11 protein-coding genes are annotated in these 13,493 nt (G+C 72.1%); 10 read left to right on the forward strand and 1 reads right to left on the reverse strand.

What is annotated here, in order from left to right:
- Positions 1-42: 42 nt before the first annotated feature.
- The 8 genes from QQZ14_RS22150 (at position 43) to QQZ14_RS22185 (ending at position 9,955) form a co-directional block, all read left to right on the forward strand.
- Positions 43-1,071: a rod shape-determining protein gene (locus QQZ14_RS22150; RefSeq protein ID WP_284536596.1), complete on the forward strand. Its 1,029-nt coding sequence runs from the start codon at positions 43-45 to the stop codon at positions 1,069-1,071.
- Positions 1,071-2,027 (forward strand): rod shape-determining protein MreC, encoded by a 957-nt coding sequence (gene mreC / locus QQZ14_RS22155; protein WP_284536597.1) that lies wholly within the window; start codon positions 1,071-1,073, stop codon positions 2,025-2,027. The genes QQZ14_RS22150 and mreC overlap by 1 nt, the downstream gene beginning before the upstream one ends.
- A complete protein-coding gene (gene mreD, locus QQZ14_RS22160) occupies positions 2,024-2,536 on the forward strand; it encodes a rod shape-determining protein MreD (RefSeq protein ID WP_284536598.1) in 513 nt (170 codons plus the stop codon). Before mreC ends, mreD begins: the two co-directional genes overlap by 4 nt.
- Before the next feature lie 12 nt (positions 2,537-2,548).
- Positions 2,549-4,684 (forward strand): penicillin-binding protein 2, encoded by a 2,136-nt coding sequence (gene mrdA, locus QQZ14_RS22165; RefSeq protein WP_284536599.1) that lies wholly within the window; start codon positions 2,549-2,551, stop codon positions 4,682-4,684.
- Positions 4,685-5,866: a rod shape-determining protein RodA gene (rodA, locus tag QQZ14_RS22170; RefSeq protein WP_284536600.1), complete on the forward strand. Its 1,182-nt coding sequence runs from the start codon at positions 4,685-4,687 to the stop codon at positions 5,864-5,866.
- A 52-nt stretch (positions 5,867-5,918) separates the two neighbouring features.
- Positions 5,919-7,556, forward strand: coding sequence for an MDR family MFS transporter (locus QQZ14_RS22175; RefSeq protein ID WP_284536601.1), 1,638 nt, complete (start codon positions 5,919-5,921; stop codon positions 7,554-7,556).
- Positions 7,557-7,707: 151 nt separating this feature from the next.
- Entirely contained in the window at positions 7,708-7,875 is a 168-nt protein-coding gene (locus QQZ14_RS22180) for a hypothetical protein (RefSeq protein WP_284536602.1), read from the forward strand.
- 94 nt (positions 7,876-7,969) lie between these two features.
- On the forward strand, positions 7,970-9,955 hold the full coding sequence (locus QQZ14_RS22185; protein ID WP_284536603.1) for a TIGR03960 family B12-binding radical SAM protein: 1,986 nt from the start codon (positions 7,970-7,972) through the stop codon (positions 9,953-9,955).
- A gap of 156 nt (positions 9,956-10,111) precedes the next feature.
- On the opposite strand, the gene QQZ14_RS22190 is transcribed toward QQZ14_RS22185, so the two are convergent.
- The gene (locus QQZ14_RS22190; RefSeq protein ID WP_284536604.1) at positions 10,112-11,305 is read right to left on the reverse strand and encodes an MFS transporter; all 1,194 of its coding nucleotides are present in this window, start codon (positions 11,303-11,305) and stop codon (positions 10,112-10,114) included.
- A gap of 50 nt (positions 11,306-11,355) precedes the next feature.
- On the opposite strand from QQZ14_RS22190, the gene QQZ14_RS22195 reads away from it, so the two are divergent.
- Both QQZ14_RS22195 and QQZ14_RS22200 read left to right on the forward strand, forming a co-directional pair.
- A complete protein-coding gene (locus QQZ14_RS22195; RefSeq protein ID WP_284536605.1) occupies positions 11,356-12,543 on the forward strand; it encodes a winged helix DNA-binding domain-containing protein in 1,188 nt (395 codons plus the stop codon).
- A 9-nt stretch (positions 12,544-12,552) separates the two neighbouring features.
- Positions 12,553-13,263: a TIGR03936 family radical SAM-associated protein gene (locus tag QQZ14_RS22200; RefSeq protein WP_284536606.1), complete on the forward strand. Its 711-nt coding sequence runs from the start codon at positions 12,553-12,555 to the stop codon at positions 13,261-13,263.
- The last annotated feature ends 230 nt before the right edge of the window (positions 13,264-13,493 follow it).

Genomic DNA, 13,493 nt, shown 5'->3' on the forward strand with positions numbered 1-13,493 from the left:
ACCGCTCCCAGCGGTGGCGCACCACCGACAGGGCGACGACGCATGGCGAACAGCTTCATCGGCCGCGACATGGCCGTGGACCTCGGGACCGCCAACACGCTGGTGTACGTCCGCGGCAAGGGCGTGCTGCTCGACGAGCCCAGCGTGGTCGCCCTCAACGACACCACCGGCGAGATCCTCGCGGTGGGCCACGAGGCCAAGCGGATGATCGGGCGCACGCCCGACAACATCACCGCGATCCGGCCGCTCAAGGACGGCGTGATCGCCGACTTCGAGGCGACCGAGCAGATGCTGCGCTACTTCATCCAGCAGGTGCACCGGCGCCGCTACTTCGCCAAGCCGCGGATGGTGATCTGCGTGCCCAGCGGCATCACCGCGGTCGAGCAGCGCGCGGTCAAGGAGGCCGGCTACCAGGCCGGTGCCCGCCGCGTCTACATCGTCGAGGAGCCGATGGCCGCCGCGATCGGCGCCGGTCTGCCCGTGCACCAGGCCACCGGCAACATGGTCGTAGACGTCGGCGGCGGCACCACCGAGGTCGCCGTGATCTCGCTGGGCGGCATCGTCACCAGCCTCTCGATCCGCACCGCGGGCGACGACCTCGACCAGGCGATCGTCGCCTGGATGAAGAAGGAGCACTCGCTCATGCTCGGCGAGCGCACCGCCGAGGAGGTCAAGATGACCATCGGCTCGGCGTTCCCGATGTCCGAGGAGCCCGAGGCCGAGATCCGGGGCCGCGACATGGTCTCCGGCCTCCCGCGCACGGTCGTGGTCTCCAGTGCCGACGTCCGCCACGCCCTCGAGGAGCCGGTGCACGCGATCGTCGACGCCGTCCGCAGCACGCTCGACCAGACCCCGCCCGAGCTGGCCGGCGACATCATGGACCGCGGCATCGTGCTCACCGGCGGGGGTGCGCTGCTGCGCGGCCTCGACGAGCGGCTGCGCCACGAGACCGGGATGCCCGTGCACGTCGCCGAGGACCCGCTCAGCTCCGTCGCCCTGGGCGCCGGCAAGTGTGTCGAGGAGTTCGAGGCCCTCCAGCAGGTGCTGGTCAGCGACCAGAGGCGCCGCTGATGCGCTCCCCCGACTGGCGGCGGGACCGGCGCCACGACCGGCTCCGCGCCACCCGCGAGCGACGCTGGCGCACCCCGGGGGAGGGGCCGCAGCCGTCGCCCGCGCTGCTGGTCGCCCTGGTGCTCGCCTGCCTGACGCTGATGACCCTCGACCAGGCCGGCGACGGCTCGCCGCTCGACCCCGCCCGGCGCGCCGCCGGCGAGGTCTTCGGGCCGGTCGAGGTCGCGGCCGACACCGCGGTCCGGCCGTTCACCGAGGTCTCCGGCTGGTTCCGCTCGCGCAACTCCATGCAGGACGACCTGATCGCGCTCCAGGCCGAGAACTCCCGGCTCAAGTCCGACCTCGCGACCCAGGGCTACAACCGCAACCGCCTCGAGGAGTACGACGGCCTCACCGCGGCCGCCCGCAGCCTGGGCTACGACCTGGTCCCGGCCCGCGTCGTCGGGCTCGGCCCGTCGCAGTCCTTCTCGAGCACCGTCACCATCGACGCCGGCTCGGACGCCGGCATCCACCCCGACCTCACCGTGGTCAACAACGACGGGCTGGTCGGGCGCGTGCTGCGGGTGACCCGCTCCACCGCCACCGTGCTGCTGATCGTCGACGCCGACTCCGTCGTCGGCGGCCGGGTCGGGGAGAGCATGGAGGTCGGCTTCCTGCACGGCCGCGGCGTCCTCGGCAACGACGGCCGCCTCGACCTCGAGCTGGTCGACCAGACCGCGGTCCCCGCCAAGCACGACGCGGTCGTCACCTGGGGCAGCGAGGCCGGCGGCCCGTACGTCTCGGGCGTGCCGGTCGGCCGGGTCACCAGCGTCTACAGCAGCCTGCGCGAGTCCTCGCAGCGCGCGGTGATCGACCCGTTCGTCGACTTCGGCACCCTCGACCTGGTCGGCGTGGTGGTGCCCTCCGGCACCCCCAGCGACCGCGCGGTCATCGAGTCGAGCGGGGGCCTGAGGTGAACGTCGTCCGCGCCGCCGCGGCCGCGGCCGCCGTGGGGATCGCGGTCGTGCTCCAGGTCTCGGTCTTCCCGCACCTCGCCTGGGACGGCATCGTGCCCGACCTGTGCCTGCTCGTCGTGGTCGGCGCGGCCCTGACCCGGGGCGCCCAGTTCGCGGTGGTGCTCGGCTTCGGCGCCGGAGTCGTGCTCGACCTCGCGCCGCCGGCCGACCACGTCGCCGGCCGCTGGGCGCTCGCGCTCGTGCTGGTCGGGTACGTCGCCGGCCGGGTGCGTCAGGAGGCGCGCCCGTCGGCGGGCACCGTGGTCGCGACCGTCGCCGCCTCGTCGTTCGTCGGCACCTCGGTGTTCGCGCTCAGCGGTCTGCTGCTCGACGACCCGGCCCTCGGCGTCCCCCAGCTGCTCGAGGTGATCGTGGTCGCGCTGCTGTGGGACCTCCTGCTCACGCCGCTCGTGCTGCCCGCCGTGATGGCGGTCTTCCGGCGGCTCGAGCCCGACCGCTCGCTCGCCTAGGGGGTGGCGGCGGTGTCCTCCACGGGTTCTCGAGGGTCCGGCCGGCTGCGGCTGGTCGTGATCCAGGCGCTGGTCTTCGCGCTGTTCGCGACGCTGTTCGCGCGGCTCTACTACCTGCAGGTCGTCGGCGGCGACGAGTACCACGCCCAGGCCGCGTCCCAGTCGGTGCGCGAGATCGTCGTCCAGCCCCAGCGCGGGCTGATCGTCGACGACCTGGGCCGCCCGCTCGTCACCAACCGCACCTCGTGGGTGGTGTCGATCGACCGCACCATGCTGGGCAAGATGACCGAGCACCAGCAGGACGTGCTGATCGCGCGGGTGGCCGGCGTCGTCGACGTCCCGGAGCGCGCCATCCACCGGGCCCTGGTCACCTGCGGCGACGACGGCAGCGTGGTCGGCAGCTGCTGGAACGGCTCGCCGTACCAGCCGGTGCCCGTCGCCACCGACGTCAAGCAGGCCGTGGCGCTGCGCATCCTCGAGCAGCCCGAGGACTACCCCGGCGTGCTCGCCGAGCAGCAGAGCGTGCGCGCCTACCCGCGGCCGTACGGCGTGAACCTCGCCCACGTGCTCGGCTACCTCAGCCCGATCACCGAGGACGAGCTCGACCGCGCCCAGGAGAGCGACGACCAGTCGGTCAACGGGGCCTCGTCGGTGGGCCGTGCCGGCGTCGAGAAGGAGTACGACCGCTGGCTGCGCGGCATGCCCGGCTACAAGAGCGTCGCGGTCGACTCGATGGGCCGCGTGCTCGGCGACGACGGCGAGGTCGACAGCCAGCCGGGCAGCACCCTGGTCACCTCGATCGACGCCAAGGTGCAGGGCGTCGTCGAGCGGCAGCTCGCCGAGACGATCCGCACCGCGCGCCAGACCTACGACGAGGTCACCCACCGCAACTACCGCGCCGACTCCGGCGCCGTGGTCGTGATGGAGGCCGGGACCGGCCGGATCGTGGCGATGGCCAGCCAGCCGACGTACGACCCGGGGGTGTGGGTCGGCGGCATCACCAAGAAGCAGCTCGCGCGGCTCTACTCCGAGGACGCCGGCAACCCCCTGCTCGGCCGCGCCACCCAGGGCCAGTTCGCGCCCGGCTCGACGTGGAAGCCGATCATGACCGTCGGCGCGCTCAACAACGGCTTCTCCACCGACACCCGCCTGGACTGCTCCTCCGGGCTCCAGGTCGGCAACCGCTGGTTCAAGAACTACGAGTCGGCGTCCAAGGGATTCATCGGCTTCGACCAGGCGCTGCAGTACTCCTGCGACACCTTCTTCTACCGCGTCGGCCTGCACTACTGGAACAAGTACGGCTCGGACCCGACGAACGTCGACGCCTTGGACCCGCTGGTCCAGGAGGCGAAGGACTTCGGCTTCGGCAGCGAGACCGGGGTCGACCTCCCCGGTGAGGCCAGCGGCCGGATCGCCGACCGGCACTGGAAGCTCGCCTACTGGAAGGCGATGAAGGGCTACTACTGCAAGATCGACCGCGACGGCAGCGCGAAGAGCAGCTTCCTGCGGGTCTTCGCCCACGAGTTCTGCCTCGAGGGCAGCTACTACCGCGCCGGCGACGCGGTGAACTACTCGATCGGCCAGGGCGACACGATGGTCACCCCGCTGCAGCTCGCGCGGGCCTACAGCGCCCTGTCGAACGGCGGCACGCTCTACTCGCCCCGCGTGGCCAAGGCGATCGTCAGCCCCGACGGCACCGTGCTCAAGCGCTTCAAGCCGGTCGTGGAGGGCAAGGTCGACGCCTCGGCGGCGAGCCTGCGCTACGTCGACCGGGCGCTCCAGGGCACGCCCAAGGTCGGCACGCTCGCCTGGAAGTTCGGTGACTTCCCGCTCGACACCGTGCACATCCGCGGCAAGACCGGCTCCGCCGAGGTCTACGGCAAGCAGTCGACGTCGTGGGTCGCGTCGTACGACGAGAACTACGTCGTGGTGATGATGGTCAGCCAGGCCGGCACTGGCTCGGGCACCTCCGGCCCGGCGGTCCGCAAGATCTGGGAGACGCTGTACGGCATCGACGGGATGGACGTGAACCCGTCGAAGGCCGCGATCCCGGGGGTGACGCCGCCGCACGCGCTGCCGACGTTCATGGACGACGGCACGATCCTGCCGCCGGCCCGGGACGAGCACGGCCAGGACGAGGAGGACTGAGTGGCGACCACCCGACCCGCGTTCCGGGCCCCCGGGCTCGACTGGGTGCTGATGCTGGCCGTGCTCGGCCTGGTCACGCTCGGCAGCCTGCTGGTGTGGTCCGCGACCACCCACCGCGAGGACCTCACCGGGGGCGACCCCACGGCGTACCTGAAGAAGCAGATCGTCAACGTGCTCATCGGCCTGGTGCTGATGGTCGTCGTGCTGGCCACCGACCACCGGTGGGTGCGGATCGTCGCGCCGCTGGTCTACGTCGCCTCGCTCGCGGGTCTCGCGCTGGTGCTGGCCATGGGCAGCACGATCAACGGCTCCCGCTCCTGGCTCGAGCTCGGCGGCATGTCCATCCAGCCCTCGGAGTTCGCCAAGCTCGCCGTCGTCATCGGCATGGCGCTCTGGGTCGCCGAGCGCGCCGACGTCCGCCGGGGCCGTCCCGGCGGCGCCCACGCGGACGTCACCGGCATGCTCCTGATCGCGGGCCTCCCGGCGGCGCTGATCATGCTCCAGCCCGACCTCGGCACGATGCTCGTGCTCTCGGCGACCGTGTTCGGCGTGCTCGCGGTCTCGGGCGCGCCGCGCCGGTGGCTGGCGCTGCTCGCCGCCGGCGGCGTCACCGCGGCCGCGGCGGCGGTCGCGGGCGGCTTCCTCAAGCAGTACCAGGTCGACCGGTTCCTCGCGTTCACCGACCCCGACCTCGACCCGCGCGGCGCCGGCTACAACGTCGAGCAGGCGCGGATCGCCGTCGGCAACGGCGGGCTGTTCGGCCAGGGTCTCTTCGACGGGTCCCAGACCCGGGCCGGGTTCGTGCCCGAGCAGCACACCGACTTCGTGTTCACGGTCGCGGGGGAGGAGCTCGGCCTGCTCGGCGCGGGCGTGCTGATCGCGCTGCTGGGCGTGGTGATCTGGCGGGCGCTGCGGATCTCCGCGCAGACCGACGACCTGTTCGGGCGGCTGGCCGCGGCCGGCATCGCCTGCTGGTTCGGCTTCCAAGCGTTCCAGAACGTCGGGATGTGCCTGGGCATCATGCCGGTCACCGGCGTACCCCTGCCGTTCGTGTCGTACGGCGGCAGCTCGATGTTCGCGGGCATGCTCGCGATCGGCCTGCTGCAGAACATCCACCTGCGCTCGACCGCCACGGTCCCGTCCCGCTACACGATGCCGGAGCGCGTCCTCGTCCGGGGGTGACCCGCCGAGATCGCGGTCCCAGGGCTGGCGGCGCCCGCTAACCTCGTTGCCGATGACAACCAACGACGGCGAGCTGACGGACAGCACCGCCCACACCGGGGAGTACACGCACCGCCAGGTCCTCACGATCCTCTCGGGCCTGATGCTCGGGATGTTCCTCGGCGCGCTCGACCAGACGATCGTCAGCACCTCGATCCGCACGATCGCCGACGACCTCCACGGCCTCTCGGTGCAGGCGTGGGTGACCACGGCGTACCTGATCACCGGGACGATCACCACGCCGATCTACGGCAAGCTCGGCGACCTCTACGGCCGCAAGAAGCTGTTCATGTTCGCGATCACGGTGTTCGTCGTCGGCTCGGCGCTGTGCTCGTTCGCGGACTCGATGGTCCAGCTGGCGGCGTTCCGCGCGTTCCAGGGGCTGGGTGCCGGCGGTCTGTTCACGCTGGTGCTGGCGATCATCGGCGACATCGTGTCCCCGCGCGAGCGGGCCCGCTACACCGGCTACTTCATGGCGATGTTCGGCACCTCGAGCGTGCTCGGTCCGCTGATCGGCGGGTTCTTCGCCGGCCGGTCCACGATCCTCTCGATCGACGGGTGGCGGTGGGTGTTCCTCGTCAACGTCCCGATCGGCATCGCGGCCCTGTTCGTGGTCTCCGCGACCCTGCACGTCCATCACGTCCGTCGCCAGGTGCGCATCGACTGGTGGGGCGCGGCGGCGCTGGCCGTCGGGCTCGTCCCGTTGCTGGCCGTGGCCGAGCAGGGCCGCGACTGGGGCTGGGGCTCGTCCCGGTCGCTCACGGCGTACGCCGTCGGGGCGGTCGGCCTGGGCGGCTTCTACCTGGCCGAGCGGGCGATCGGCGACGCGGCCCTGATCCCGCTGCGAATCTTCCGGATCCGGGCGGCCGCGGTGACGATCTCGGCGAGCGTGATCGTCGGCATGGCGATGTTCGGCGGCATCATGCTGCTGCCGCTCTACATGCAGATCGCCCACGGCGCCTCGCCGACGGAGTCGGGCCTGCTGATGCTGCCGATGGTGGTCGGGATGATGGCGGCGTCGATCGGGTCCGGTCTGGTGATCTCCCGGACCGGGCACGTCCGGCTGTTCCCGATCGTCGGCTCCGGCGTGATGGTGCTCGGGCTCGGGCTGCTCTCGCTCGCCGGCGCCGACACGCCCCTGGTGCTGATCAGCCTCTCGATGTTCGTGCTCGGCATCGGGCTGGGCAACTGCATGCAGCCGCTGCTGCTGATCGTGCAGAGCGCGGTGCCGCCCACCGAGATCGGGGTGGCCACCAGCTCGGCGACGTTCTTCCGCCAGATCGGCGGCACGCTCGGCGTCGCGATCTTCCTCTCGGTGCTGTTCGGCGGCGTCGGCGGCAACATCGCCGACGCGATCGAGCACGACAGCCGGAGCCCCGCGTGGCAGCAGGCGGTCGCCGAGGGACACGGCCCGACCCCCGAGCTGATCGCCCAGGTCCAGGACGACTCCTCGGTCATCGAGCGCATGGATCCGGTGATCGCGCACCCGTTCAAGGTGGGCTTCGCCGAGTCGATGGACCTGGTGTTCCTGCTGGCCGCGGGCGTGGGGGTGCTGGCGTTCCTGATCCTGCTGCTGCTGCCACCGGTCGAGCTGCGGGCCACGTCCGCGAGCGCCGCGGCCCGCGCCGAGGCGGCCGAGCCGCCGGTCTGAGAACGAGAACGCGGGGCCTTCTCGTTCGAATGTGAACGCGCCCGAGAAGGCCCCGCTGCCGGTCAGCGTAGCCAATCGCGGATCGTCGGTGGCGCGCGCCGTCGGGCGGGCGAGTCCGGGCGGGTCCGGCCGGGTCTGTTTGGATGGTGCCATGAGCGACCGCGACATCGAGCCGGAGATCGTCGAAGCCGTCCTGAGTGTGGGCAACCGCTACGGAGCCAGCGGGCTGGAGGACCTCATCGCCCTCGCCGAGGAGCAGCTGGAGGTCGCCCGCGCGGCGCTCGCGGCGCTCGAGGAGATCGCCGCCGAGCCGGAGTGACGCCCCGGACGACGGTTCGCCCGCGGGTGGACGCCCGACGTACGCTGGATCCTTCGCCCATCCGTCGTCACGCCGTCCTGCGAGGTTAGTTCTGATGTCCGCGTCCGCGAACGTCCCCGAGTCGGTCTTCCCCCGCCTCGAGCCCCGGCTCCCGTCGGTCTCCAAGCCGATCCAGTACGTCGGCGGCGAGCTCAACTCCACCGTGAAGGACTGGGACTGCGGCGCCGTCACGCCCGAGGGCGAGACCGTCCGCTGGGCGCTGATGTACCCCGACGCCTACGAGGTCGGCCTGCCCAACCAGGGCGTCCAGATCCTCTACGAGGTGCTCAACGAGCGCGACTGGATCGTCGCCGAGCGCACCTACGCCGTCTGGCCCGACATGGAGCGGGTGATGCGCGAGGGCGACGCCCAGGGGCCGATCCCGCAGTTCACGGTCGACGCCCACCGGCCGGTGCGCGCCTTCGACCTGTTCGGCCTGAGCTTCTCCACCGAGCTCGGCTACACGAACATGCTCAACGCCCTCGACCTGGCCGGCATCCCGCTGCACGCCGCCGACCGCGGCGACGACGACCCGATCGTGCTCGCCGGGGGACACGCGGCGTTCAACCCCGAGCCGATCGCCGACTTCGTCGACGCGGCCGTGCTGGGCGACGGCGAGGAGGTCGTGCTCGCGATCTCCGAGGTCGTCCGCGAGTGGAAGGTCGAGGGCCGCCCGGGAGGTCGCGACGAGGTGCTGCGCCGGCTCGCGGTCAGCGGCGGCGTCTACGTCCCGCGGTTCTACGACGTCGTGTACGCCGAGGACGGCACCATCGAGGCGGTCGTCCCCAACCGGCCCGGGATCCCGTTCCGGGTCCGCAAGCACACGCTGATGGACCTCGACGCCTGGCCCTACCCCGCGAAGCCGCTGGTGCCGCTCGCCGAGACCGTCCACGAGCGGTTCTCGGTGGAGATCTTCCGCGGCTGCACCCGCGGCTGCCGGTTCTGCCAGGCCGGCATGATCACCCGCCCCGTGCGTGAGCGCTCGATCAAGACCATCGGCGACATGGTCGAGAACGGCATCCGCAAGTCCGGCTTCGAGGAGGTCGGCCTGCTCTCGCTGAGCAGCGCCGACCACACCGAGATCGGCGACATCGCCAAGGGGCTGGGCGACCGCTACGAGGGCTCCAACGTGTCGCTCTCGCTGCCGTCGACCCGCGTGGACGCGTTCAACATCACCCTGGCCAACGAGTTCTCCCGCAACGGGCGCCGCTCGGGCCTGACGTTCGCCCCCGAGGGCGGCTCGGAGCGGATGCGCCGGGTGATCAACAAGATGGTCACCGAGGAGGACCTGGTCCGCACCGTGGCGGCGGCGTACTCCCACGGCTGGCGGCAGGTGAAGCTGTACTTCATGTGCGGGCTGCCCACCGAGACCGACGAGGACGTGCTCGCGATCGCCGACCTCGCCAAATTGGTCATCGCCAAGGGCCGCGAGGTCTCCGGGCGCAACGACATCCGGTGCACGGTCTCGATCGGCGGGTTCGTGCCCAAGCCGCACACGCCGTTCCAGTGGGCCGCGCAGCTCGACCACGAGACCACCGACGAGCGGCTGAAGAAGCTGCGCGACACCGTCCGCGACGACAAGCGCTTCGGCCGCGCGATCGGGTTCCGCTACCACGACGGCAAGCCCGGCACGATCGAGGGACTGCTGTCCCGCGGCGACCGCAGGGTCGGCGCGGTCATCGAGCAGGTGTGGCGCGACGGCGGCCGGTTCGACGGGTGGAGCGAGCACTTCTCCTACGAGCGCTGGGTCTCCTCCGCGGACGCCGCGCTGGCCGGCACCGGCGTCGACTTGGCGTGGTTCACCACGCGTGAGCGGGAGTACGACGAGGTCCTGCCGTGGGATCACCTCGACTCCGGGCTCGACAAGGACTGGCTGTGGGCCGACTGGGAGGACGCGCTCGCGGCCGCCGATGGCTCCGACGTCGAGGTCGAGGACTGCCGCTGGACGCCCTGCTACGACTGCGGCGTCTGCCCCGAGATGGGCACCGAGATCCAGATCGGCCCCACCGGCCAGCAGCTCCTGCCCCTCTCCGTCGTCTGAGCCATTCGTTGATTCGTGACTTCTGACGTTGAGTCGGGAGTTGTGACGACCGAGTCCGGACTTCTGGCGGCCGGGGCTGCCACAACTCCCGACTCGACGGTCACAACTCCCGACTCGACGTGCAGAAGTCCCGACTCGACGTGCAGAAGTCCCGACTCAACGGGGGGAGGCGAGCTGGTCCTCGACGTAGCGGACCCGACCGACGTACGCCGCGAGCGCGAACAGCGGGAGCACCAGCACGAGCAGCATCAGCAGCGGCACGTTCCACCCGCCGGTGGCGTCGTGCACCACCCCGATCAGGAACGGCCCGATCGCGGCGACGAGGTAGCCCACCGACTGGGTGAACGCCGAGAGCGCCGCGGTCCCCTCGGGCGTGCGGGCCCGCAGCCCGATCAGGGTCAGGATCAGCGGGAAGGTCACGGTTCCGATGCCGACCAGCACCGCCCACAACGGGGCGAGCGAGTACGGCGCCGCCATCAGCCCGACGTACCCCACGGGATAGGCCGCGATCACCGCGAACAGCACGCGACGCGGGTCCGCGCTGCGGGCCAGCACGTTCGGCAGCCACAGCGAGAGCGGGATGCTCGTGCCGGCCACGACGCCCGCCAGCAGGCCGGCGACGCCCGCCGAGTAGCCGCTGTCGCGCCACAGCTGGGCGAACCACCCGAAGATCACGTAGGCCTGCAGCGACTGGAGACCGAAGAACAGCGCCATCGCCAGGCCCAGCGGGGTCCGGGCGACCGCGCCGAAGGTGATCGTCCGCCGAGCGCGCTCGAGGTGCCGGTCGTGGGCGATCAGCGACACCCACGGGACGGCGGCGAGCACCGCCAGCGCGGCCCACGCCCCGAGCCCGGAGCGCCACCCGCCGAACGCGTGCGAGATCGGCACGGTCAGCACCAGTGCCGCGGTGAGGCCGATCGACAGCGCGGTCGTGTAGATCGCGGTGACCCGTCCGATGTGGTCGGGGAAGTGCAGCTTGACCAGCGAGGGCAGCAGCACGTTGGCCATCGCCATCCCGCCGAGCGCGAGCAGCGACAGCAGCAGGAACACGGACTGGCTGTGCGTGAGCGCGCGGCCGGTCAGCCCGGCGATCGACGAGAGGATCGCCAGCAGCGTGACCCGGTGGACGCCGAGGGCCCGCGCCGCGGCCGGGGCGAGCGCCCCGAACACCGCGAACGCGATCACCGGCAGCGACGTGAGCAGTCCGGCCGCCGGCCCGGACATCGAGAACGAGTCGCGCACCTCGGCGAGCACCGGCCCGACGCTGACCGCCGTCGGGCGCAGGTTGAAGGAGAGGAGGACCAGCCCGACGAGGACGAGTGCTGACGTACGACGGGCAGGGGTGCTCACTCGCACCATCGTCTCATCCGGCTGTCGGCGGCACGGGGCAGGATGTCGCCATGCGAGTGGTGAGCGACACCGAGCGCCGCGCCCGGCTGGGCCGTCGGCACGCCCTGGCGCCCGGTCACCGGGCGACCGATCCCGAGGCGGCGACCCGGGCGATGACGGTGCTGCACGCCACCGAGGCGCCGACGGTCTACCTCTCGCTCTGGGCGCGGGTCGACGGCGTGACGGTCGCGGACGTCGACCGGGCGCTGTACGCCGACCGCACGCTGGTCAAGCAGCTCGCGATGCGCCGCACGCTGTTCGTCTTCCCGCGCGACCTGCTGCCGGCGGCCTGGGGGAGCGCCTCGGCCCGGGTCGCCGCCACCCACCGCAGCCAGCTGGCGAAGGTGGTCGAGCAGGCCGGTCTCGCATCCGACGGCCGGGCCTGGCTCGACGCCGCCGAGCGTGCGACGCTCGCCCATCTCGCGGGCGACGTCGAGCGGTCCGCGCAACAGCTGCGGGAGGAGGTGCCGGAGCTCGCCGGCCGCCTGGACATCGGCAAGGGCAAGTACGCCGCCAACGTCTCGGTCGCCCCGCGGGTCCTCACCCAGCTCGCGGTCGAGGCCAAGATCGTGCGCGGCAGCAATGCCGGCCACTGGCGCACGGCCCGGCCGCAGTGGACCGCGATGGAGACCTGGCTGGGTGAGGTGCCGGTGCCGGCCAAGGAGCGCGAGGGCTACGCCGAGCTGGTCCGCCGCTGGCTGGCCACCTTCGGGCCGGGCACGGAGGCCGACATCGTCTGGTGGCTCGGCGCGACCAAGACCGCTGTCCGCGCGGCCCTGGCCGACGTCGGCGCCGTGGAGGTCGGGCTCGACGGGGGAGCGGTGGGCTGGCTGCTGCCCGACGACCCGCTCGTCGAGGAGCCCGAGCCGCCGCTCGAGCCGTGGGCGGCGCTGCTCCCGGTCCTCGACCCCACGGTGATGGGGTGGAAGGAGCGCGCGTTCTACCTCGGCCCGCACGGGCCGGCGCTGTTCGACGCCAACGGCAACGCCGGCACCACCGCCTGGTGGGACGGCCGGGTCGTGGGCTGCTGGGTCCAGGACGCCGACGCCGTCGTCGTCCTGCACCTGCTCGAGGACGTCAGTGCGGAGGGTCGCGCGGCGCTGGCCGCGGAGGCCGAGCGCCTCACGGCCTGGCTCGACGGCCACAAGGTGAGCACCGTCTACCCCTCGGCCGCCATGAAGCAGGCATTGTCCCCGTAGCCTTGGGCGGTGCGCGACCAGCCCGAGCAGCAAGCCCCACCCGTCCAGCGGCTGCGGATCCGCTACGCCAAGCGTGGCCGGCTCCGGTTCACCAGCCACCGTGACTTCAGCCGTGCCTTCGAGCGCGCGATCTTCCGGGCCCGGGTGCCGATGGCCTACTCCTCGGGGTTCAACCCGCACCCCCGGATCTCGTACGCCGGCGCCGCGCCGACCGGGTCGGCCAGCGAGGCGGAGTACCTCGAGATCGGGCTCGCCGAGGTCCAGGACCCCGAGGTCGTGCGTCGGGCCCTCGAGGAGTCGCTGCCGGACGGCCTGGACGTGGTCGAGGTCGTCGAGGCGCCGGGGGGATCGCTCGCCGACCTGTTGGAGGCGAGCCACTGGCTGCTCGACCTCGACGTCGCGCCGGAGGCGGCCGGACCCGCCGTCGAGACGTTCCTGGCGGCCGAGACGGTGCCGGTGCAGCGGATGACCAAGAAGGGCCTGCGGGACTTCGACTGCCGCGCCGCGGTGGTGGCGCTCGCGGCCGAGCCGCGGGACGGCGGCACCCGGCTCGACCTGGTGCTGCGGCACGGCGTCCCGTCGGTCCGCCCCGACGACGTGCTGGCCGGGCTCGCGTCGGTCGGGGGGCTCGAGGTCGCCGGGGCGCCGTTGCTGACCCGGCTGGCCCAAGGTCCGCTCGATCCCGCGACCGGCGAGATCGGCGACCCGCTGCACCGCTGACCCTCGACGTTGGGGGTCCTCACCTCGACGTGTGCGATACTCGCTGTGATCGGCCCGGACACCCTGTCCGGAACGATCCGACGACGTTCTCGCCGGCCCACCCAGGGTCGGCACGCTGGTTGGACTTCGTCTCACCAGACCGCGACGCGGCCCGGTAGGTCGGTGACAGCGACCCATCGCGAGCTCCTCAGGACACAGGCCATGCGACCGCGGCAGGCGAGACGACGTGC

The sequence above is a fragment of the Nocardioides sp. T2.26MG-1 genome (assembly GCF_950101795.1).
Taxonomy (GTDB): Bacteria; Actinomycetota; Actinomycetes; order Propionibacteriales; family Nocardioidaceae; genus Nocardioides.